The sequence below is a fragment of the Shewanella sp. UCD-KL12 genome (genome assembly GCF_001957125.1).
In the GTDB taxonomy this organism is placed as follows: Bacteria; Pseudomonadota; Gammaproteobacteria; order Enterobacterales; family Shewanellaceae; genus Shewanella.
Window position 1 is genome coordinate 64,353 of sequence record NZ_MPHJ01000003.1, and the last position, 21,686, is coordinate 86,038.

Here is a 21,686-nt window from a genome sequence, read left to right on the forward strand (position 1 = left end):
CATCATGGAACATGAACTCACATCAACGCCAGGTAAGACAATTAGCCCGTTCAGATCCCTGAGTGCTAACCTCACCATATGGTTTCTGATCTTGTCACTGCTTCCTCTGATAATGGTTTCTTGGTATAGCTACAATCAAGCTAAGCAGAGCTTAGTGAATGCCGCTGAGCATGAGTTAACCCAATCATCTCTGCTCAGTGTTGAATCCATTGAGAGCTGGTTTAACTATAGAATGGTCGATCTGAATGTTGAAGCGGAATCAAGTAATGCAAGCAAATTGCTTAGCTCGCTGTTTCAAGGGAAAGTTGTCCAGAGGCAGTCGGTACAGAGTTATATCAGTAGTTATGATTGGGCAAAACGAGTAGATGGTTTACAAGATGATCTGCTTGTTTTGAGTCGCCAATATGATTATATCAATGACATTTTCTTGATTGATAGTGAAGGGGATATCCTTTACGCAGTGCTTAATGAAAGTGTGAAAGGCAGAAATGTTTTTTCCTCAGAGTTAGTCGACTCGCAATTTTCAAATAGCTTACAAACCACTATGGCCTCAGGCGCTGCAACGTTTTCAGGGCTTGAGTACAGTCCATGGAAAAAAGATCAGATTTCAGGCTTTATCTCTGCGCCTGTTTTAGATGAATTCGGTAGCCCGATCGGTGCTTATGTTATTGAACTGAAATTCGACAAAATATTTAACATGCTTCACTCGACTATACCTGATAATAGCTCTTTGACTCACTATATCGTCGGCTCAGATGGCTTGCTCAGAACGCCAATCAATGGTGATTGGGGTCAAGTACTAAACAAGAAAATAAGTACTCAGGCTTATCTAGACTGGCAGGATATGAGAGGCCGCGATAATAAAGGGTTAAAAATAAGTGATGTCAAAGAATATATAGGGCCGACAGGAAATGAGGTCATTGGACTGTATCAGGTCGTCAATCTGGCCAATGTCGAGTGGCTAATCATTAGTGAGATAGATAGCAAAGAGATATTGTCCACGAGTGATTGGCTTAAAAAGGTAACCTTTTTTTTGGTCTTAATCACAGCCTTAGCAGTATTTTTTGCTGCCATATTTATTGCTCGCAAGATTACTCGACCAGTGATCAGATTGGCTGAAGTGAGTCAAAAGGTTGCCGTAGGTAAAGAGGTCACAGAGGTTGTGATTGAAGACAACAGTGAGCTTGGGTTACTGGCTAACTCTTTTAACTATATGCTTAAGGCTAAGGCGCTTCAGGAGGCTGAGTTACAATCGGCAAGCCTTCAAGTTAAGGAAGCTTTAGGTTCACTTGAAGATCAACAGTTTGCCTTAGATCAACACTCCATAGTTGCGATCACCGACCTACGGGGAACAATTAGCTATGTTAATGAAAAATTTACTGAGATCAGCGGCTACTCAGTGAAAGAGTTGATAGGTCAGAATCATAGAATGCTCAATTCTGGCTACCACCCTACCGAATTCTTCTCTGAAATGTATCGCACTATCACTAAGGGCAATGTCTGGCATGGTGAGGTCTGTAATCGAAATAAAAGAGGGGAGTTATATTGGGTTGATTCAACCATTTTAGCCCTTAAAAATGCGAATAATCGCCCTAAAAGTTATATCGCTATCCGCACTGATATTACTAAGAGAAAACAGCAAGAATTGGAAGTTAAAGAGGCGTTAACCCTAACGAATGCGACATTAGAGTCGGCAGAGAACGGTATTTTTGTCACCAGTAAAGAGGGAGAAATACTACAAACTAATAGCCAATACTCAGAGCTTTGGGGAGTGGCTAAAGAGCTGTTAGATAAAGGACTAAATGATAAAATTGTCTTAAAACAGATAATGAGGCAGCTTAAAGATCCTGAAGTATTTCTTAACCGTATTGAGGAGATCTACAGAGATGAAGAAAGTGAAGCATTTGATATTTTAGTATTACAGGACGGACGGGTGTTTGAACGGACATCGACACCGATGAAAATAGATGGTGAATACTATGGTCGAGTATGGAGCTTTAGAGATATCACTGAAAGAACAGAAAATGAAAAAGCACTGGTTTTGGCTAAAGAAGAAGCAGAGCTAGCGACTAAAGCTAAGGGTGAGTTTTTAGCCAGTATGAGCCATGAGATACGTACGCCAATGAACGGTGTCATAGGTATGTTGGGCTTGCTGTCTAACTCTAAGTTAACAGAGTATCAAAATCGCCGGCTGGGTATTGCCCAATCTAGTGCCCAATCACTGCTCTCTTTAATTAACGACATCTTGGACTATTCCAAAATTGATGCAGGTAAACTTGAGCTGGAGGAGCTCGACTTTAACTTAAGAGGGATGCTTGGAGAGTTTGCGGAGGGGATAGCGCATCAAGCGCAAAATAAAAAGCTTGAAATTATTCTAGACCTTAAAGGCGTCGACCAATCTATGGTCAAAGGTGACCCAGGCAGGTTACGTCAAGCAATAACAAATTTAACGGGTAATGCCATTAAGTTCACTAAGCAAGGGGAGATCGTTGTAAGAGGCGATTTGACTGAAGCTGATGATGGTCAGTGGCTGTTTACTTGCTCTGTTTCTGATACAGGGATCGGTATCCCTGCAGATAAAATTAATGGATTATTCGAGTCATTTAGTCAGGTTGACGCCTCGACGACACGAAAGTTTGGTGGAACTGGTTTAGGGCTTGCGATTGTGCAGCGCATCTCTCGCCTAATGGGAGGAGATGTCAGTGTAAGTAGTGTCTATGGTGTCGGTAGTTGTTTTGAAATTAAAGTTAAGCTAGGTCGTAGTGAGCGATCTACCTTAGTGATGCCAAAGGTTGATATTAACGAGCTGAACTTACTTGTGGTTGATGACAATGCCACAAACCGAGAAGTTATACGCGGGCAACTAGAGTTGTGGGGGGCGAAGATTGTAGAGGCCTCTAGTGGTCAACAAGCGCTAGAAATATGTGAAGCTGTCTATAATGATCCCGAGTCGCCGAAATTTGATGTTGCTTTTTTAGATATGCAGATGGCAGAGATGGATGGCGCTGAACTTGGCCAGAAGTTGAAATCTGATCCTCGTTTCGCACAGATAAAGCTGGTGATGATGACCTCAATGTCTCAGATGGGTGATGCTAGTTTCTTTGCCAAATTAGGCTTTAGTGGTTATTTCCCTAAGCCCACTACCACGAGCGATCTTTTTGATGCACTTAATGTTGTTGCCGATGGGGGAGAGGCTTTACAAAATGCTGGACCTCTAGTCACACATCACTATCTTCAGGCCTTGAAATACCAAGCAAATTCAACAGAGAGTTTAAGTTGGCAAGATAATCTACGTATTCTATTAGTTGAAGATAACTATGTTAATCAACTTGTTGCTACGGGAATTTTAGAAGATTTTAAGCTAGATGTTGTAGTTGCTGAAAATGGTCTCGAGGCTGTTAGAAAGCTAAAAACGAGTGCCAATGCACCTTTTGACCTTGTATTGATGGATTGCTTAATGCCGGAAATGGATGGCTACCAAGCGACTCAGGCGATACGTGCTGGTAATGCAGGTGAAGATAATAAACAAATAAAAATTATCGCAATGACTGCCAATGCCATGTTGGGAGATAGAGAAAAGTGTATTGATGCTGGTATGAATGATTATCTGCCTAAGCCCATTGACCCCGATAAGTTACAGGATAAGTTACTCCAATGGTTGCCTGCCGCTAAAGCTGAAGAGGTGAGCGATACCAATGCTGAAAACGAAACAGCCACTGAGACATTAGCCGCGCCAAATTTGGTCGCAGTAACAGTCAGTGATGAGGACCTTGATAAGGGATATGATAAGAGCGGTGACAGTGTCGCTAGCCATGATATCGATGAAGAAGTTTGGGATAAGCAGGCATTGCTCAAGCGTTCAATGGGAAAAGAGTCGTTATTTAACGCCATTGTTAAACTGTTTTTAGAAGATATGCCAAAAAGAGTTGTAGCGTTAAATGATGCAGGTTGCAAAGAGGACATGGAGCAACTGAGACAAATCTCTCATACCATCAAAGGAGTAGCTGCAAACCTAGGTGGCGGTAGATTACAGGCGTGTGCCGCTGAGATTGAGCTGGCGGCAAAAGATGGAGACCTTAACGTAATCAACACTAAGCTGCCTGAATTAACAGCCGTGTATGAAGAGTTAACGCGAGTTGTAAAACAGCATGATGAGCCAGAGTCTCAAGTTGCAGTGCAGTCATATGCCACCGATAAGCTTATCTCTGATAGCTTAGCTGATATTTCTCAGAAGCTCAGTGAAGGCAGCTTTATCGATGTTGATGAGTTTGAGCACCTGAAAAAAGCCAGTGAACAAGCAGATTTGCAAAGCAAATTTGACCGTTTATTGCAGCTTTTAGAAGACTTTGATCATGAAGAAGCCAGTGTTTGTTTAAGTGAGCTGGCTATCTATCTTGTGGATGATGAATTGAATACATCAAAGGGGATTATCAATGGATGAGAAAGCGACTGTTTTGTTAGTCGATGATACCCGCACTAACATTCAACTTTTAGCTGGCTGCCTAAAGCAAGACTATCGCTTAAAGATTGCGATGAATGGTAAGCGTTGTCTTGAGCTGGCACAAACCCCACCTTTACCGGATCTTATTTTACTTGATGTGATAATGCCTGAAATGGATGGCTATGAAGTGTGTCGCCAGCTGAAGCAAAACCCTGAAACGAAACATATTCCCATTATCTTTGTGACAGGCAGAGACTCTGATGAGGATGAAGAGTTTGGCCTACAACTAGGCGCTGTTGATTATATTGCTAAACCTATTCGTCCAGCCATAGTGACTGCTCGTGTTTCCACTCAAATAACGTTAAAACATCAAAGTGATGAGCTCAGAAGCATGGCATTGCATGATCAACTCACACAATTGTACAACCGACATTTCTTAATCGAATCTGCTAATAATAAATTGGCCCATGTAGATAGGCATGGGCATGACTTGTCTTTACTCATGATTGATGTCGACTTTTTTAAGCATATCAACGACCAATTTGGTCACCATGCGGGTGATCAAGTCCTCAAAGCCATTGCCCAAGTCCTTCAAGCTGATAACAGGAAAGAGGATGTGGTTGCCCGATTTGGCGGGGAGGAATTTGTGGTATTGCTTGAGCACTGCGGGTTAGATTCGGCCATTGAAAAAGCTGAGCGATTAAGGGAAAAGATTGAGGCGCTTGAGCCATCAGGAATTACTGTAACGGCAAGTTTTGGTGTCGCACAGCTTCAGGAACATGAAAATACCTTTGTTGAACTGTTAACTCGCGCCGATGAAGCGGTATATATCGCAAAGGAGCAAGGGCGGAACAGGGTTGTTGCTTCAGACAACCAGGTTATGGCACCTAGTCTAGATAAAAAAATTGTTTAATCTCACTAAAAAATGGAATTAATCATGAGCAAAAATGTGAATATTCTAGTTGTTGATGATACTGCTGACAGCCGCTTGATGCTTAGAGCAATGCTTGAAGATGACTACAATGTCGCTGAAGTTGCTTCTGGCGATATGTGTTTAGTCCATGTTGAGAAAACGATGCCCGACCTTATATTACTCGATGTCGAGATGCCGGGCCTTTCAGGCTATGAGGTTTGCGTACAACTGCGTAAACAGTACCAATCAGAAAGTTTGCCCATCATTTTTGTATCTGGACTGGACTCATACGAAGAGAGGCTTGCTGGGTTTGAAGCTGGCGCTGATGATTATATTGTAAAGCCGGTTGAGCCGGAGATTTTATTTGCCAAGGTGGCTAACTGCTTAGGTCAAAGACTAAAGATGGCTAAAGCAAAGGAGTCTGCCACAGAAGCGATGGGTATCGCGATGGAGGCGATGACCGTTAGTAGTGAGCTTGGGCAAGTTGTTCAGTTTATCAAAGATGTGCAATCCATAGAGCAAGCTCACGACGTTGGTCTAGCGATGATAAATATTCTCTCAAGTTTTGGGATGAATGCAGTCACTCGTGTTGATGCTGGGCAAGTGACTTTTGTGGGGTGTGAAGAGGATAGTATAGAAGCGAATGTATTGTCTCGATTTGTGGTGCATTCTGAAAGAATATTAAGTGTGGGTATTCGCACTATCATCAGAGATCCTTATATCGTGCTTTTGATAAAAGATATGCCGCTAGATGATGAGAAGCGTTGCGGTCGGTTTAGAGACCATTTAGCCATCTTAATGGATATTGCGAATGCACAACTGGGAAATATAAAGAATCGTTCAGTGATGCTGGAACAAAGGCAAGAGATATTTACCCAAGTGATCTCTGTGGCTGAAGAACAGATTAAAAAGACAACGGCAAGGCTGTTTGAACATGATAAAAACTCTCAAGGGATCATGCATGGCATGGTATCAGAGCTTGAGGGGATGTTATTTGGGCTGGGTTTAGAGGAAGACCAAGAGAAAAAACTAATGGCGCTGGCCGATCAGACATCATTGCAGCTTCAGAATACTCAAGGGCAAACACAAGTCGTCAGCGGTGAATTAGGGGAGATACTTGAGAGTCTCTATACGTTCTTCAATACGCTCAATGATGCTAAGCAAAACAAAAATCAATAGTAAATACTAACGTTTAAAATTTCTAGTTAATCAAAACAGCACCTTTAAGGTGCTGTTTTTGTTGGAATCTCACTCGCAAAATGCTAGGTTGTTATTTTGGGTAACCAGGTTGTAACGTTATGCTAACTTAGGGTGAGGTTAACAATATTATGCGTATAGGGATTGTATGCCATCCAAGCATTGGAGGCTCAGGCCTTGTGGCCACCCAACTCGGGCTAGGGTTAGCACAGATGGGGCATGAAGTTCATTTTATCTCTCGAACTCGGCCCTTTAAATTATTAGAAGGGTGTAAGAATGTATTCTTTCATCGAGTGGAACCTATCGATTACCCACTTTTCTCTGATCCTCTATATACATTTTCACTAACAGCAAAAATAGTTGAAGTGGCTGAAAAGTATGAATTAGATGTTGTGCACGCACATTACTCTATTCCTCACTCTCTGTGTGCCTATTTGGCATGTGAAATATCGACAATAAAGTTTCCAACAATCACAACAATTCATGGTACTGATGTCACAGTGGTCGGGCAAGATAAGCCACTTTACCCCTTGAATCAATTCAGTATTAATAAGAGTACCAGAGTGACTACTGTTTCTGCTTTTCAAAGGGATTATATTAAAGATAACTTTGAGATTACCAAGCCTATTGAAGTGATCCATAACTTTATCGATCTCGATGAGTTCTCGCCTGAAAACCGCTGTTTAGATGTTCGTAGAACGTTAGCTCATGATGATGAGAAAGTAGTCATGCACGTCTCAAATTTTAGAGCTATAAAAAACAGTAAAGCGGTGATCCGTGCTTTCGATAAAGCACTAGCTAGTGTTAATGCACGACTCGTATTACTTGGTTCTGGGCCTGATATTGATGCAATTAAACTTGAATGCCAGCGTTTAGAAATAATAGATAAAGTGAATTTTATGGGAGATATCACTCACGTTGAGTCTTATCTTGCCAATGCCGATTGCATTATTCAGCCAAGTTACAAAGAGTCTTTCAGCATGGTCGTCCTTGAGGCTATGGCCTGCGCTGTTCCCACGATAAGTAGCAATATTGACGGTATTCCTGAGGTCGTTGAGGAGGGGGTGACCGGCTTTATGGCAGATCCTGATGATGTTAAAAGCTTGTCAGGCTATTTAGTTCAACTATTAACCGACTCAAAGCTGCAAAATATGATGGGAAAAAAGGGTAGAGTGCGTGCTGCTAACCTGTTTAATCCTGAGGAAAAAATTAGCCAATACATCAGTATTTATCAGTCTGCTATTACCGAATTTACGACACAGAGCTTAGCAATAAGCCAATAATATTGATAAAAGAAATTGAGGTTAGACAGGTATGTCAGCAACTACAGAAACAAAAGCGATTCCAGAGCCTTCAAAACAAAAGATGAGCATGTCGACTGTCGTGCTACTATCTTTTGCCGCAGGGATTGGGTTTGGTCTATTTTTTGGTGAGACACTCGCTTGGATGTCGGTGATTGGTGATGCATTTATCAAGCTCCTGCAGATGACCATCATTCCTTATATTATTGTCTCGCTGATCTCTAGCTTAGGGAACCTGACTTATGCTCAAGCTAAGTCTTTAGGGGTTAAAGTTGGCAAGCTAATGCTGATTATTTGGCTGTTTGGCTTGGTGGTTATGTATAGTATCAAATATACATTTCCAGAGTGGGAGGCTGGGGAGTTTTTTAGTTTAACAGCACTTGATGATCCTAATTCTGTTAACATTCTCGACTTGTATATTCCCTCAAACCCGTTCTTTTCGCTTTCGCAGAGTTACATACCGGCTATTGTACTGTTTTGTGTAGCTACTGGAATTGCCTTAATATCACTTGATGACAAAGAGTCACTTATGAAGCCGATGCAGTTGCTTGGTGCCTCATTTAATAAGGTCACTCAATATATTGTTAAGTTAATGCCAATTGGTATTTTTGCTATGACTGCAGCAACCGCTGGTACTATGGATTTCGAAGAGTTTCAAAAATTACAGGTCTACTTTGCAGCTCATGTCGTCATGACCATCATTTTAACTTACTGGGTTTTACCTGCCATTTTGGCGACGTTCACGCCATTTTCTTACCGAGATATCACTGGAATAGCAAAAGATGCAATGATCACCGCCTTTGCTGCAGGTAATATATTTATCATATTGCCATTGCTTATTGAGCGAACTAAGGAGCTATTTCATAAGTATGATATTGGCAGTGAAGATACTGATGATTATGCAAATATTATCATTCCAGTGGTGTTTAGCTTCCCTAATTTAGGTAAGTTACTCACTATTGTTTTTGTGTTATTCGCAGCTTGGTTCTCAGGTTCTGAACTTGATTTTTTCACCTATTTCCCTATGGCAGTTAATGGGTTAATCAGTCTGTTTGGGAGCGTTTATCTGACGATTCCAATGCTGCTTGACTCACTTGAACTATCTTCCGATCTATTTCAGCTTTATATGGTATCAAGTCTGTTTACTAGTCGTTTTACTTCACTATTGGCGGCGATGAACATCTTTATTCTTGCAGTTGGAGGTACGGCGATGCTTGCTGGCATCGCTAAGATAAGTATGAAGCGTTTGATGTTTTATAGTGCGCTGACTCCGGTGATCATGGGGGCAACGTTACTCGGCACTGGATTACTACTCGATAGTATCGTTAATACAGAGTACAAAATGGATAAAGTCGTCGCTCAGATGACGACATCAACAGAGCTTCCAGAGCAAGTCATCTCCTATCAAAAGGCCGAATCACAGGAAAAGAATGAGTTAAGAGATATTACTGCGATTAAAGAAAGTGGTGTGTTAAGAGTAGGTTATAATCCAATCCAAGTACCATTTTCCTACTTTAATGAAAGTGACCAATTAGTTGGTTTTGATATTGAATTAATGAAAAGGCTTGCACTAGAATTAGATGTAGATATTGAGTTCGTACCTTACCAAATAGATACGGCTCTAAATGCAATCAATGCCGGCCAGTTTGATATAGGTGTTTCAGGTATTCAGATGACGACGTTACGGTTACAGCATCTGGCATTTACCAATCCAGTACTAACCTTACATTACACCTTAGTGGTTAAAGATCATCGCGCCGATGAGTTTCAAAATAATGCCGAACTTGCAAAGCGGAAGCTTAAGTTTGCGTCGGTAGGTCAATACTCTATAACCCCCTATTTAATTAATAAATACCCTAACTGGCAGTTCGATACTATCGAATCAGATAAAACGTTTTTTGTAGATGACGGGAATACTTGGGATGGGTTAATTATTAGTTTAGAGGCGGGTAAAACCTGGACGATGCTCTACCCTAGCTACACTACTTTATATAACCGTGAAGAGATTAAGTCTTTTCCAGCTTCCTATGTTGTGGCTATGGAAAACCCCACCTTAGTTAACTTTATGAACAGTTGGCTTGAGCTACAAAGGTCAGCTGGATATGTTGATACCTTATATGACTATTGGATTTTGGGGCAGAATGCACAGCCTAAAAAGCCTCGTTGGTCAGTCATCAAAGATGTGTTGCATTGGATTGAATAATCATTAGGGATGGTAATGAATAAGGTTTTAAAAAGTTGCGTGGCGATTGTAAGTGTAATGAGCTTCACGCTTTACGCCGATGAATATGAAGTTGGCCCTGATTCATACATTGATGAGCCTGATGAGTGGAACTATCTAGTTGCATTTCCCATGGTATGGGCACCCAGTATTAGTGGCTCAATCACTGGCGGGTTAGAGCGGGTTGATATCGAAGTTCCCTTCAGCAATATAATTGATAATCTCAACTTTGGCTTGATTGGTGATCTGTATGCTCAAAGAGGAAACTGGTTATACAGCTTAAGGCTCAACTACTTGAGGGTAAAAAATGATACCCAAACAGAGGGGTTAACAGGTCCTATTACTGGAGGCGTCATCTCTCCTGGACATAACATTGAAGTCGATATGCATATGGCTGTTAACGATCTACTCGCCGGTTATGAGGTATTGCCTGGTTTCCGTGTCTTTACTGGAGTCAGGCATATTTACAATAAACTGGATGTGAATGTCTCCCCACTCTCTAATGAAGGTATTATTCAGATAGAGCAATCTGTTCCTATCTCAAATGAGCATCTATTTGATTGGCTTGCAGGTGTGACTTATCGTCATTGGTTTAGTGATGATTGGGGAATATCTGTGGCGGCAGATACAAAGATTATCGGCGATAATGATAGGGATTTTGGCTTTAATGCTGCAGCTATCTATCGTTTTGGTGAGTTACATAATGTCTGGATTGGATATCGGTATTTGCAGATAGGCAATGATTCTACGGAAGAGGGTATTGATTATGAGATGGACTTTATTCAAAAAGGCCCTCAACTGGGCTGGGCATTTACCTTTTAATTGGAAGTTTAAAAGCCTTCACCATCGTTTTGCCAGCTTGTGACTCTTAAGCTATATATTCCAGCTAAACTGCAGTGAGCCGTATCCGTGCCATTTGTCATAGTTACTCTCATACTCTCGAGTATAAGTGTTAAAACTCCAGCCAAGAGACCAGTTTGGCTGGGCCCAAATAACACCAAGGTTCAATCCAGCTTGTCGGTTTTCTAACTCTACAAAGCTGTCATAGGGCAGATCGCCTTCTAAAGTAAGATCGTTAAATCGATAACCAACATATGCGCGGCTATATACCATTAAAGTGGATGACGGAGTCGTCGCTGAGATATTACCGTACTGCCCGCTATGCTGACTTAACCGTCCAAATGAGTTAGCCAACTCGTTCCCCCAACGAAGTGTTAGTCCAATATCTGTTTCACTACGAAAGTTGCCTAATTGCGAGTGGCTAAATCCACTCAACTCCCACTGCGTACTGGCTAGAAAGTCACTATTTGATGGCTCTGTGCGCCCTATTAATGCATCGACTTCGTAGGCGGCTTGAATTGTTAGCTGGTTTTCGATTTGATAATCCCAGCCCTGTGGCGCAGAGGAGTCAGTTATCTTGTGCACAAAGGACTGCATAAGCTCATTGCCAGATGCAGGGCCGACGACACCCAATGAAACCCAGTTTTTTTGTGCCAGAGTCTTCCCGTAGGTTGCCGTATGGCTTTCAATTGCTAAGTATCCTGCATATGGGCGGTCATGAGCCTGTGGCGATTCAATTTCAATCAAACCAGGTGTCCACATCTGTTGAACTAAAGTAACCCCCCAAGCTCTTTGCGCATCACTTTGATTAAAAGCAAGATTTGCTTGCCACTGAATAGGCAAAACAGTGTGCGTTAAGTTATCTAAAGGCTGACTTTCCCAACCGACAATAATTGCATTGGTATAATTTCCGTCATCGCCAAAAATGATGTCGTTATCTAGCTGAATATGCCACTGATCTGCCGTACTAAAAGGAGCGATAAATAGGAGAGGGAGGCATGCTCCCTTTAGATGGTTGCTATAGCTGGTCTGTTTAGTCACTGTGCAACCCCACGTAGTAGAAAATAAGCGATAACCCAGAGTAAACAGATTATCTGGTTAACAACAGTGGCAAAATGTGTCTTTTTGTCGCAGAAAGGGGGATTAGTTCAGTTATTGATTGAGGTTATGCATAGTTTATAGGTGTTACCGTCCATAAGTTCTATGCAATTTAATATTCACTATTTTGTAGCTCAAGCTTAATCAATAACCTCTTCGCTAGCGGCTTTAAAGCCTTTTAATGTGTACTCCTGTTCATGAAAAAGTACTTTATCGGCATCATCCATCATGGCAATAAACTCCATGCTTTCACTGTCGTGAACTTTAGCGAAAGAGACTCCCTTTGAGCACCCAAGAAGCGCTGGCAGCGAGATTGTTTTAAATTGTTTATCTATCTCTAACTCCACGTTGATACTGGCTTCAATGGGGTTGAATAGCGCATCTTGACCTCCACAATATTCACGGTCATTGATATGAGTAAATACAACGGCAGCCTTACCTGAGCCTGTATCGACTAACTTCATTTTTTGGTAGCCGTAAGTGGCGATAATTGAGGCTTTGTCGGGTTTGGGTTGATGTGTCCAAGCGTCTCTATTTATTTCGGTGGCAACAGAAGTGTTAGAGAAGGAAGCGATAAAGCTAAAAGCGATGACAATCGAAGCAAAAATGATGAAATTCTTCATAGTAACTCCAGTTTTAAAGGGAAGGATTAACATCTCGTTGGTGATAATTTAAACGCATAAGGCTTAACCTTTGCTGAATAAACAGGTAGCTAGTCGGTAAACTGCAGTAGCTCATGAATATAGGTGAGTATCGATGGTGCACCTTCAATAGCACCTTTAAATAAGAACTGATGTACATGTCTAGGTACATGGTATCTAAGTGATTATAAAGACTGTAAATATTTGTGAACACTTAGACGAAAACTGTTTATGTTAGTCGCTAACAAACTATGATCTCATCGATATATGCCGCTATGACGCTTTGCTACTATTTGCGCAATAAATAGAATAGCTGGAATCATCAATGGCGCCGATTGTCTGTAAAACTGCTCTGGAAGCGGTATCAATAATTAACAGTGGTGAAACGCTTTGGACCCACTCTATGGGGGCAACACCTAGGCTACTGCTAAATGCGCTCGCTGAGCATGCCCTGACGAAAGATAACCTCACTCTATTACAGCTTCATACTGAGTGTGCTGAGTCATTAAGCTGTGACAGTTTAAAAGGCCATTTAAGGCATCGTTGTTTCTTCGGCGGCCTGCCAACACGTAGTTTGCTACAGCAAGGGGATGCTGATTATGTCCCTATCTTTTTATCGGAAGTACCAAAGCTATTTCGCTCAGGTGAGCAAACCATTGATACGGCAATTATTCAGGTTTCACCACCAGATAAACATGGGATCTGTTCATTGGGTATATCGGTTGAAGCTACGCTAGCTGCTTGCCAGGTTGCGGGTAAGATTATTGCGCATATTAATCCCCAAATGCCCCGTACTCATGGTGATGGGTTTATTCATTATGACAAATTTGCCGCCGTGTATGAGTGCAGTACAGCTTTACCGCAGCATCCATTAGCTGCAAGCGATGAGACCAGTCTTGCCATAGGTCATCATGTTGCCAAACTTGTAAGAGATGGTGATTGCTTGCAGATGGGGATAGGGGCGATACCTGATGCCGTTTTAAGTTGTTTAACTGAGCATAAAGACTTAGGCATTCATACTGAGTTATTTTCTGATGGTGTGCTAAATCTTGTAGAAAGGGGCGTGGTTAACAACAGCAAGAAACGCGTTAATCCTGGCAAGATTGTTACAGGTTTCGCATTAGGTAGTCAGCGACTCTACGACTATGTGGATGATAATCCTTCAGTGATTTTTATGGATATAGAGCAGGTCAATGATACTGCGATTATTCGTAAGAACCCTAATGTAATGGCAATCAACTCGGCGCTTCAGGTCGATATATCAGGGCAAATTTGTGCTGATTCACTCGGGACTAAAATCTACTCAGGTGTAGGTGGCCAAATGGACTTTATCCGCGGTGCAGGCTTATCTGAAGGGGGGCGCTCTGTGATTGCACTGCCTAGCACCGCTGCTGGTGGGAAGGTTTCACGCATTGCGACTGTTTTATCCCCAGGGGCCGGTGTAGTCACAACCCGTGCTCATGTTCATTATATCGTCACAGAGTACGGTGCTGCCAACTTAAGAGGTTGCTCACTCAGGGAGCGTGCCAGAGCACTTATTGATATTGCTCATCCAAATTTTAGAGAGCAACTGTGTATTGAAACCTTTGAGCAGTGGGGATTGAGCGTATAAATGACTAAGAGCTCTTCTTGAGTTTAGAAGAGCTCTCGTTATTGCAAGATGCGCTAGTCTTAGGACTGGTTTAAGCCGTTTGCCTATGGTAATGCCTAAGCCCATGTTCTTTTTGTCTTGCCTCACTAAAGGCGGTGACGCGTTTAAGGTAACCTATCACTCGCGTACCATGATCAATGTTACTGCTGTTACAAGATGAGCAGTGAGTTAAGGTCCGTTTGTCTATCGCTTCACACTCATTACAGATAGTTATTTTTACATTGGTACAGAAGTAGTTGCAGCCAGTTTTAGCCGCGACATTAAATAGCTTTAAGTAAGCATCTGTTGTGAGTGCTTCATCTAAGTTAAGGTGTAATGCAGAGCCTCCATCAAGATATTGATTTATCTCTTTGCCATGGAGAATGAATTTATCAAGATGATTGGTTTGCTCATCTTCGACTAAATAGAAGTAGGAGTTGTAACAGTCACGATTCACTTGATAGCCATCTTTTCTGTCCCACTTAGCGTTTTTCACTCCTAGGTTTTCGGCGGGCACAAACTCAGTGTTAAACATAAAACCGTAACTTTTTTTAGCTCGTTGATTAGCGTCGAATATCACTTTAAGGTGCTTACTCACAAAGGATTTATATTCGGAATTATTGCCAACTTGAATATTAGAAAACTCTGCAGCTTCGGCCATACCGTTAATGCCTATGGTCAAAAACTGCTTATCTAGGGATATAAAGCCTGCATCATAAACCGATAGCGCACCTTGGGCTAAATATTCCTCCATCAACTTTCTGTAGGCCACCTGATATTTTTGTATCTTCTCTATTTCGGTCTGCAAGCTTCGGCCATCCTGCACTAAACGGTTCATGTTTAGCGTGATAACGTTTATAGAGCCAGTTGCTACGCCACCTGCACCGAGTGAATAGGAGAAGGTATTATCTGTTATCTCATTGCGCAAGCGACAACAGGAGGCTAATGAGTCAGCACTATCTGAAAGGTAGATAAAAAAAGAGTTACCAGCCGACTTCTGCTCGGCAAGTTTTAATGCAAAGTCTTGGTCTTTACATTGACCATTTTCAGTGAGCATAGCTGCAGTAATAACAGGAAAAGTGAGGATGGATTGTTCACGCTCCTTGTTAATCCAACCTAAAAAGAACTGCTGTAATCGATCAACGCTGTGCCATTGAGGCTTGCTAAAGTCAGGAAAAACAAAATCACCAAACATAGAGGAAAAGTAGTGTTGGTCGAATATTGAAAGGTTCCAAAATACGCTCTGATAACCACGAGCCGCAGCGGGTTGGTTTATGGCATACACGACATGTTGCAGATGGTTCTCAATTGGCTTTTGGTGTGTTGAAAGGTAATCCTCTCCATATTCAAGGCGAGCAAAATAATCAAAGTAGGTTAGAAACTCTACGGTAGCCACAGCGCCTGCAAATTGCGACGACACTGCAAAGATAAGGTTTACAAATGAGCCACAGAAAGACTCAAGGTGTTTAGGCGCTTTTGACTCTCCTCCGAGATTTGTTAGTCCATCTAGCAAGAAAGGATACATACTAATCGATGTGCAGTAGGGCTTTAGGCTAGTTTCATCATGAACATAGATCTCATGCTCTTCAATCTGTCTGAGGTACTCTTTAGCTAGATTCTCATCAAAAGTGTCACGGATTTTATCGTGTACTAAGCCACGATTTATCTGAACAAAGCAGTCCTTTAATAACTCGGCTTCTAGTGTTGCGATATTTTTATGGGTTACATTAGCATTAGCGTCCATTTTAGAGCCTTCAGCCGCATTCCTGGCCTGAAAGTAGTGCTTGATAAAGCCCTTTTTATTGTCGATTTGATCTTGATTAAGCCGCAACATTATCTGCTCCTTGTCTTTGTTGTGTTAGTGAAAATAGGTTAGTCGGGGCATTTGAGCCATTGGGGGAGCTAGGGACAAATAGATGATTGAGCTTCTGGCTAGAGTTCATATCGCGAAAGACTTGATTGGTATACGGGCTATCGAGTCCACCGAGTTCAGCGACCCATCTGCCTGTTTTTAGAAAGTCCAGATGATCGCTAATAGCCATATCTACATATTTTTCGCCAGAGTATAGACAGGTTTTTAAGCCATAATGTTTGGCGATTTTAAGCTTTTCAATCAGTTGAACTGTTTGCCACTCACCGCCGAAAAACAGCACACAGCTGATAAGCCCTTGGTACTTATCAATCCAAGAGGTAAAGCTTGTATTAGTGAGAGGCGTACCGCTTTTTTCATTCCAAATTTCGGTGCTGTGACAGCCTTTGCAGCCAACTTTACAGCCTGTGATGCTGAAGCAAAGCGCGATCTCTCCGGGAACCTCTTGGAAAACAATAGAGGGCGCTAGACAGTTAAAGTACATGACTATGTCCATATATAGTTGTATTTTTATTATGAGATACAATATATAGTGATCTATAGTGGTAGGTAATTGACTTAGATCAAACCTAATTAACTAAAATTAAAAACGAAGCACAGGATATAGTGGTTTGGCGTGATTTTATGTCCATATATAGCGTTTTAGAATGATTGCTGTTAGTTACTTAGTTTGTTGCTGAGCTTATTACTGAGCGTTTGTTCTACACGATTAGTACAGTAGTCGTTAACATTGTCAGTTTGTTGATTTAATGGTCAGGACTTGTACCGGGATCACGCTTAAAACTTGAAAGTTGTAACATTTATGGGCAGAATTTGTTTCCTGAAAATGTATATGCAATGGTTAACTGAATGGATGCAAAAGGGTACACAAGCTCTCAGGGCTTTACCTTGATAGAGCTAGTGGTTGTGATTGTTATTTTGGCTATTTTAGCCATTACTGCATCGAGTCGATTTATTAATCTCAGTGTTGATGCAAAGGATGCCGTATTACAACAATTTAGCTCAGCAGTGAAGGAAGCGAATAAGCAGATGTATCTGCTATCTAAGCTGTCTAGCTACCGAGCAAAACCTGTTCCCGGTCGTGGTGACTTGACCGATGTGGATGTTGACGGTGATGGAGTATTTGAGACTCGACTTAAATGCGGTTACTTAGATAACACTGATGTGGCTAAACGACTAGATTATAGTGATGACAGCTTAGGCTTTGAATTTGAAGGTGTCGACAAAATCTATTTCGGCTTTGGCCAACAAAATATAAAGGCTAGCCAATGCTATTTTATGTACCAGCAAGCCTACGGCACCGTGAACCCTGATAGCTGCGATCAGGATGACCCAAACGCTGCACCAGTTTATGACGTCGAGCTAGCGGGTTGCTAACTCGCTATTATGTTCTTACAAATAAAGCGTCAGAATGTTTAGTTATTACGCAAGAAACTTAAAAATTATTTACTATACTGTTTAATGAAAAGCGTATTTTGGCTCGTGATTGTTTGGGTTTGTTTTTGAGTGTCACGATGCTAAAAGTAGCAACCGTGTTAGTTTCTGGGCTTACAGCGCGGTTAGCGAGGGAAATAGCATAACCCTGTTTTCTCTTTAGTACGTATGAAGCAAGTAGCAAGTAGCAAGTAGCAAGTAGCAAGTGTAAATGTAAGTTGTAAAGTAAGTAGTAATGTAAGTCGTAAAAAGTATGTACGAAACAAGCTAGCCCCCGACGCGCTTTTCTCTTCTCTCTTCAAAGCCTGCTTTTTAGCAGGCTTTTTCATGCAAAAAATTAAGAGGCCAAGGTCTGTAGGTAAAGTTTAGTGGTAAAGCTAGCAATCAATAATAGCTAACTATCTAGGCTTGTTCACAGGATTAGATTACCAATCTAGATGATAAACGAATTTTTGATTATAATACCTCTTTGAAAAGCGAGTTATATTGACGTTCATTTCCAAAAATGACAGATCAAGTATGATTCAACAGATTACCTATTGAAGAGAAAATACCATGAGCGCTATCCCACCATGCCCGAAGTGTGAATCAACATACGTATACGAAGACGGTTCACTGCTCGTTTGCCCTGAATGTGCTCATGAATGGAACCCTAACGAAGTTATTGTTGATCCTGATGCTATTATCTTAAAAGATGCTGTAGGTAATCTATTAGCAGAAGATGATAAAGTGACACTAATCAAAGACCTTAAAGTCAAAGGTTCATCATTAGTGCTTAAAGTGGGTACTAAAGCGGTTATCAAACGTTTTGTAGACTCAGACCATGACATCGATTGTAAGGTTGATGGTCACGGACAGATGATGCTTAAATCTAAGTTTGTTAGAAAACAAAACTAATTGATTGTTAAGTTACAAAATTAGACCATAAAAACATCTGCCTAGTGCAGATGTTTTTATATGGGCTACTGTGCTGAAGCTATCGTTATTCCTGACGGTATCTCTATGCCAGCTCGCGACCCACAGAACAACATCGCATTAGGTTTGAATTCTAAAGCAAATTCTACTCGCGCCAAGAATGTCCCCCAAAACATGCTTATAGTTATGCTGCCTTTTTAGTATCTGCAAACCACTCCCCGATAAAGACTACTAATCACTAAAAGTGCTAATGGTATTTCGTGCACCTCTTAGTGGTCTAATGCGCCCCATGAGCTAACGGCTCGCCAAATTAATCTTAATTTCAACGGGGTTTTACATGAAAAAGCTGTTTTCACTTTGTGTACTATGTCTATCTTTTAATGCTTCTGCACACGTAGAAAGCATTAACAATGACTGGCGTACTTATGGTGATTACGCACAGATCGCTATTCCTGCTGCTGGTTATATTACTGCTTGGCTCAAAGGTGATTCAGAAGGCGCATGGCAGTTAACTAAAGGCCTACTCATTACCCAAGGCATCGCTGAGGTCACTAAGACGGTTACTGATATTGATAGGCCTTGTGGTGGACACCGTAGCTTTCCTAGTGGCCATACAGCAGCTGCTTTTAGTGGTGCCAGTTTTATGCATCATCGCTATGGCTGGGAATATGGTCTGCCTGCTTACTTGGCAGCTACTGGTGTTGCTTACTCTCGGGTGCAGGCTAATAAGCATTGGAGTACTGACGTTCTAGCGGGGGCTGCACTGGCCTACACAGTAAGCTACTTCTTAACAGATAAATTTGAAGATCCTAATTTATCTGTTGTACCTATCTCAATGGGTAAAGATGCTCAGGGAATAGCAGTAAATTATAGGTTCTAGCACTGAGCCGAAAATTTCAATAAGGGGGCTTATCTGCCACCATCAATCATTTTTTACCATTGATAAATGATAAGGTCATGATTATTTTGGAAGGGGGAGGTGCAGAAAAAGCAAGGGATATCACGTAACTGTTTAAAATTAAGCATAAAAAAAGGCCAACCATTCTTGTAATAAGAAGTGGTTGGCCTTTTCTAGTATTTGGTGGAGGCGGCGGGGCTCGATTTTGGTTGCTACCTAATTGATTTTATTTAATTCAGTTTTGTTGTTAATTTAGGGTGTTACCTTTAGTGTTACCTTTGTTCGTTGTGACTCCAGTCATCAATTCATTTCACTCATCTAGATTTATATCATTTATGTAAATACAAACTCTCTACAACCACATTGAAGTTTATAGCAATTAAACGCAAAACTATTGGAAATACATCTTGCTCATCATTATCACAATGAATCAAAAGCTAGAAACTTCCAAAATATGATCAAAGTCTGGTTTTTTTGTAGTTAAGGCTTGGTATTTACTCTTACTGGGAGGTTTATTTGTTATTAACCCTCTAAAATGCTGTATGGTTCGCATTATTAGTTTAACTCCATATTAAAAAAATAGAGAGCAAAAGACAAAGAAAAGGTTCAAGTAAGATCTGGTTTCTCAATTTCTATCTACAGATGTACTAAGCAGATGTTGTGTAGGAGAAAGAGTATGAGACTTTCTTCCGTTGGATGTAACTCCTGATTGTTTTCTTGCTGCTCTAAAGGCTTATCATTATGTCAAAAATCACAAGCTATTGTTCATGGTGCTTTGAACATGCCGAGCACACTAAAGTTGTGCAAAGTTTTTTAACTAGGAATATTTATCAATGTTGCAGTTGTAATAATAGTACTGTGCAATGCCGATGCTGTAATCATATGGCGAAAAGTACTCCAAGCTCTGAAACGTTAAAGCAGATAGAGATAGCTCGTCTTGCTGATGAAAAAGAGCATGGGGCTTTAAAAGCTTTAGGGCGTGTAAATTCTGCTTTTACAAAAATTGACCAAAGTTGGAACAATGAACTTTGTGCAGAGCATGATGGAACAATTGCTTCTTTTAAATCCTTATCTAAAAAGCTAGATGACATCTCAGAGTATGAAACACTATTTATTCGAGAGCAACGAAACCTAGCTAAACCAGTGAAACACTTGGCTTACGCTGGTGTTGGAGTTGTAAGTATTGGAGCCATTATAGGTTCAGGCGGAACTGCTGGGCCTATTGCTGCAGCCATTGGAAATATGGGGGTGTTAGGTGCTTCAGGGACAGGAGCTGCAATTGCTGGATTAAATGGTGCAGCATTAACAAGCGCATCGTTAGCGGCTATTGGTGGTTCTGTAGCTGCTGGAACTATGATTGTCACTGCAAGTGGGGCTGCGTTAGGTGGTGTTTTAGGTGGCGTTGTTGCGAATAAATTCCATGGGGATGACAAAAGTTTTTCTATAAAAAGGCTAAGAGACGTAAAAGGCTCGGACGTAAGAACAATTTTTGTTAATGGCTTTACACAAAAGGGGGAAACAGATTTCCATGATTGGCAAGCTGAGCAATTATTTGCGGGGTTGAGGCATTCTACATATGGGGTTACTTGGGACTCAAAAAGTAATGCTAACCTAGGTGCAGCATTTGCTGGTGGAGTTGGAAAGAAAGGTGCGCAAGTCGCTTTAGCTGCACTAGCTAAGAAAGGAGGCGCTAAGGCCGCAGCTAGAATGGGGCCTGCGGCAAGTATCGCATTAATTTCAGATATCATCTCTAATCCATGGCATTCAGCTATGCTAAGAGCTGCACAAGCTGGCTCACAACTAGCAGAAAGCATTTCTAGAACATCGGGACAAAAATTTAATCTTGTCGGACACTCCTTGGGTTGCAGAGTCATTTATTATGCATTGGCAGCTTTAGGGACTAAAAGCCAAAAATATATCGATGATGTTATTTTACTTGGTGGGGCTGTAGGTAAGGATGATGAAAAAGGCTGGATGAGTGCCATCTCTACAATAGATGGGAATTTGTATAATTGTTATAGCAAACAAGATATGGTCTTAAAAAGACTATATGAAACTGCGAATGCTAAATTAACAAAACCTATAGGGTATTATCCTATCCCTTTTGAAGCACCTAAAATATCCAATCTAGATTGTACTAATTTCGTTGATTCACATATGAAATGGAAAGAAAACTACTCTGAGATATTGCGGCTAATTTATGATATTGATATCGATAAATAGTTGTTTAGGGGAGTCTGACGTTAACTTCAGATTACCTTATTGTTTATTGAACTAAAAACTTCTT

The 21,686-nt window shown here is 41.2% G+C and carries 15 protein-coding genes; 11 read left to right on the forward strand and 4 right to left on the reverse strand.

All coding sequences use genetic code 11. The annotated features are described in order from the left end of the window. Positions 1-4: 4 nt before the first annotated feature. The 6 genes from BM736_RS08020 (at position 5) to BM736_RS08045 (ending at position 10,895) form a co-directional block, all read left to right on the forward strand. Positions 5-4,441 (forward strand): response regulator, encoded by a 4,437-nt coding sequence (locus BM736_RS08020; protein WP_076410693.1) that lies wholly within the window; start codon positions 5-7, stop codon positions 4,439-4,441. Then, a complete protein-coding gene (locus BM736_RS08025; RefSeq protein ID WP_076410694.1) occupies positions 4,434-5,354 on the forward strand; it encodes a diguanylate cyclase in 921 nt (306 codons plus the stop codon). The genes BM736_RS08020 and BM736_RS08025 overlap by 8 nt, the downstream gene beginning before the upstream one ends. A 24-nt stretch (positions 5,355-5,378) precedes the next feature. Next, positions 5,379-6,533, forward strand: coding sequence for a PleD family two-component system response regulator (locus BM736_RS08030; protein WP_076410696.1), 1,155 nt, complete (start codon positions 5,379-5,381; stop codon positions 6,531-6,533). 149 nt (positions 6,534-6,682) lie between these two features. Continuing rightward, positions 6,683-7,834 (forward strand): N-acetyl-alpha-D-glucosaminyl L-malate synthase BshA, encoded by a 1,152-nt coding sequence (gene bshA, locus BM736_RS08035; protein ID WP_076410698.1) that lies wholly within the window; start codon positions 6,683-6,685, stop codon positions 7,832-7,834. A 31-nt stretch (positions 7,835-7,865) separates the two neighbouring features. After that, positions 7,866-10,055, forward strand: a complete 2,190-nt coding sequence (locus BM736_RS08040) for a cation:dicarboxylate symporter family transporter (protein ID WP_076410700.1) — start codon at positions 7,866-7,868, stop codon at positions 10,053-10,055. A gap of 15 nt (positions 10,056-10,070) precedes the next feature. After that, positions 10,071-10,895, forward strand: coding sequence for a DUF1207 domain-containing protein (locus BM736_RS08045; RefSeq protein ID WP_256717761.1), 825 nt, complete (start codon positions 10,071-10,073; stop codon positions 10,893-10,895). A 51-nt stretch (positions 10,896-10,946) separates the two neighbouring features. On the opposite strand, the gene BM736_RS08050 is transcribed toward BM736_RS08045, so the two are convergent. Together BM736_RS08050 and BM736_RS08055 are read right to left on the reverse strand one after the other, a co-directional pair. Continuing rightward, positions 10,947-11,954 (reverse strand): lipid A deacylase LpxR family protein, encoded by a 1,008-nt coding sequence (locus BM736_RS08050; RefSeq protein WP_076410702.1) that lies wholly within the window; start codon positions 11,952-11,954, stop codon positions 10,947-10,949. A 197-nt stretch (positions 11,955-12,151) separates the two neighbouring features. Beyond that, the gene (locus tag BM736_RS08055) at positions 12,152-12,634 is read right to left on the reverse strand and encodes a hypothetical protein (RefSeq protein WP_076410703.1); all 483 of its coding nucleotides are present in this window, start codon (positions 12,632-12,634) and stop codon (positions 12,152-12,154) included. 343 nt (positions 12,635-12,977) lie between these two features. Between BM736_RS08055 and BM736_RS08060 the strand changes: the two genes are divergently transcribed. Further along, the gene (locus BM736_RS08060) at positions 12,978-14,264 is read left to right on the forward strand and encodes an acetyl-CoA hydrolase/transferase family protein (protein WP_076410705.1); all 1,287 of its coding nucleotides are present in this window, start codon (positions 12,978-12,980) and stop codon (positions 14,262-14,264) included. A gap of 70 nt (positions 14,265-14,334) precedes the next feature. On the opposite strand, the gene nrdD is transcribed toward BM736_RS08060, so the two are convergent. Continuing rightward, the gene (gene nrdD / locus BM736_RS08065; protein ID WP_076410707.1) at positions 14,335-16,116 is read right to left on the reverse strand and encodes an anaerobic ribonucleoside-triphosphate reductase; all 1,782 of its coding nucleotides are present in this window, start codon (positions 16,114-16,116) and stop codon (positions 14,335-14,337) included. Continuing rightward, positions 16,103-16,636, reverse strand: a complete 534-nt coding sequence (gene nrdG / locus BM736_RS08070) for an anaerobic ribonucleoside-triphosphate reductase activating protein (protein WP_083699966.1) — start codon at positions 16,634-16,636, stop codon at positions 16,103-16,105. The genes nrdD and nrdG overlap by 14 nt, the downstream gene beginning before the upstream one ends. A gap of 365 nt (positions 16,637-17,001) precedes the next feature. Here nrdG and BM736_RS25510 point away from each other — a divergent pair, with 365 nt between their 5' ends. The 4 genes from BM736_RS25510 (at position 17,002) to BM736_RS08090 (ending at position 21,622) form a co-directional block, all read left to right on the forward strand. Continuing rightward, positions 17,002-17,529, forward strand: coding sequence for a type II secretion system protein (locus tag BM736_RS25510; RefSeq protein WP_076410709.1), 528 nt, complete (start codon positions 17,002-17,004; stop codon positions 17,527-17,529). 612 nt (positions 17,530-18,141) lie between these two features. After that, entirely contained in the window at positions 18,142-18,483 is a 342-nt protein-coding gene (locus BM736_RS08080; RefSeq protein ID WP_076410711.1) for a zinc ribbon domain-containing protein YjdM, read from the forward strand. Positions 18,484-18,838: 355 nt separating this feature from the next. Continuing rightward, positions 18,839-19,381: a phosphatase PAP2 family protein gene (locus tag BM736_RS08085; RefSeq protein ID WP_076410714.1), complete on the forward strand. Its 543-nt coding sequence runs from the start codon at positions 18,839-18,841 to the stop codon at positions 19,379-19,381. 759 nt (positions 19,382-20,140) lie between these two features. Further along, positions 20,141-21,622, forward strand: coding sequence for a DUF726 domain-containing protein (locus tag BM736_RS08090; protein WP_083699968.1), 1,482 nt, complete (start codon positions 20,141-20,143; stop codon positions 21,620-21,622). Positions 21,623-21,686 lie beyond the last annotated feature (64 nt).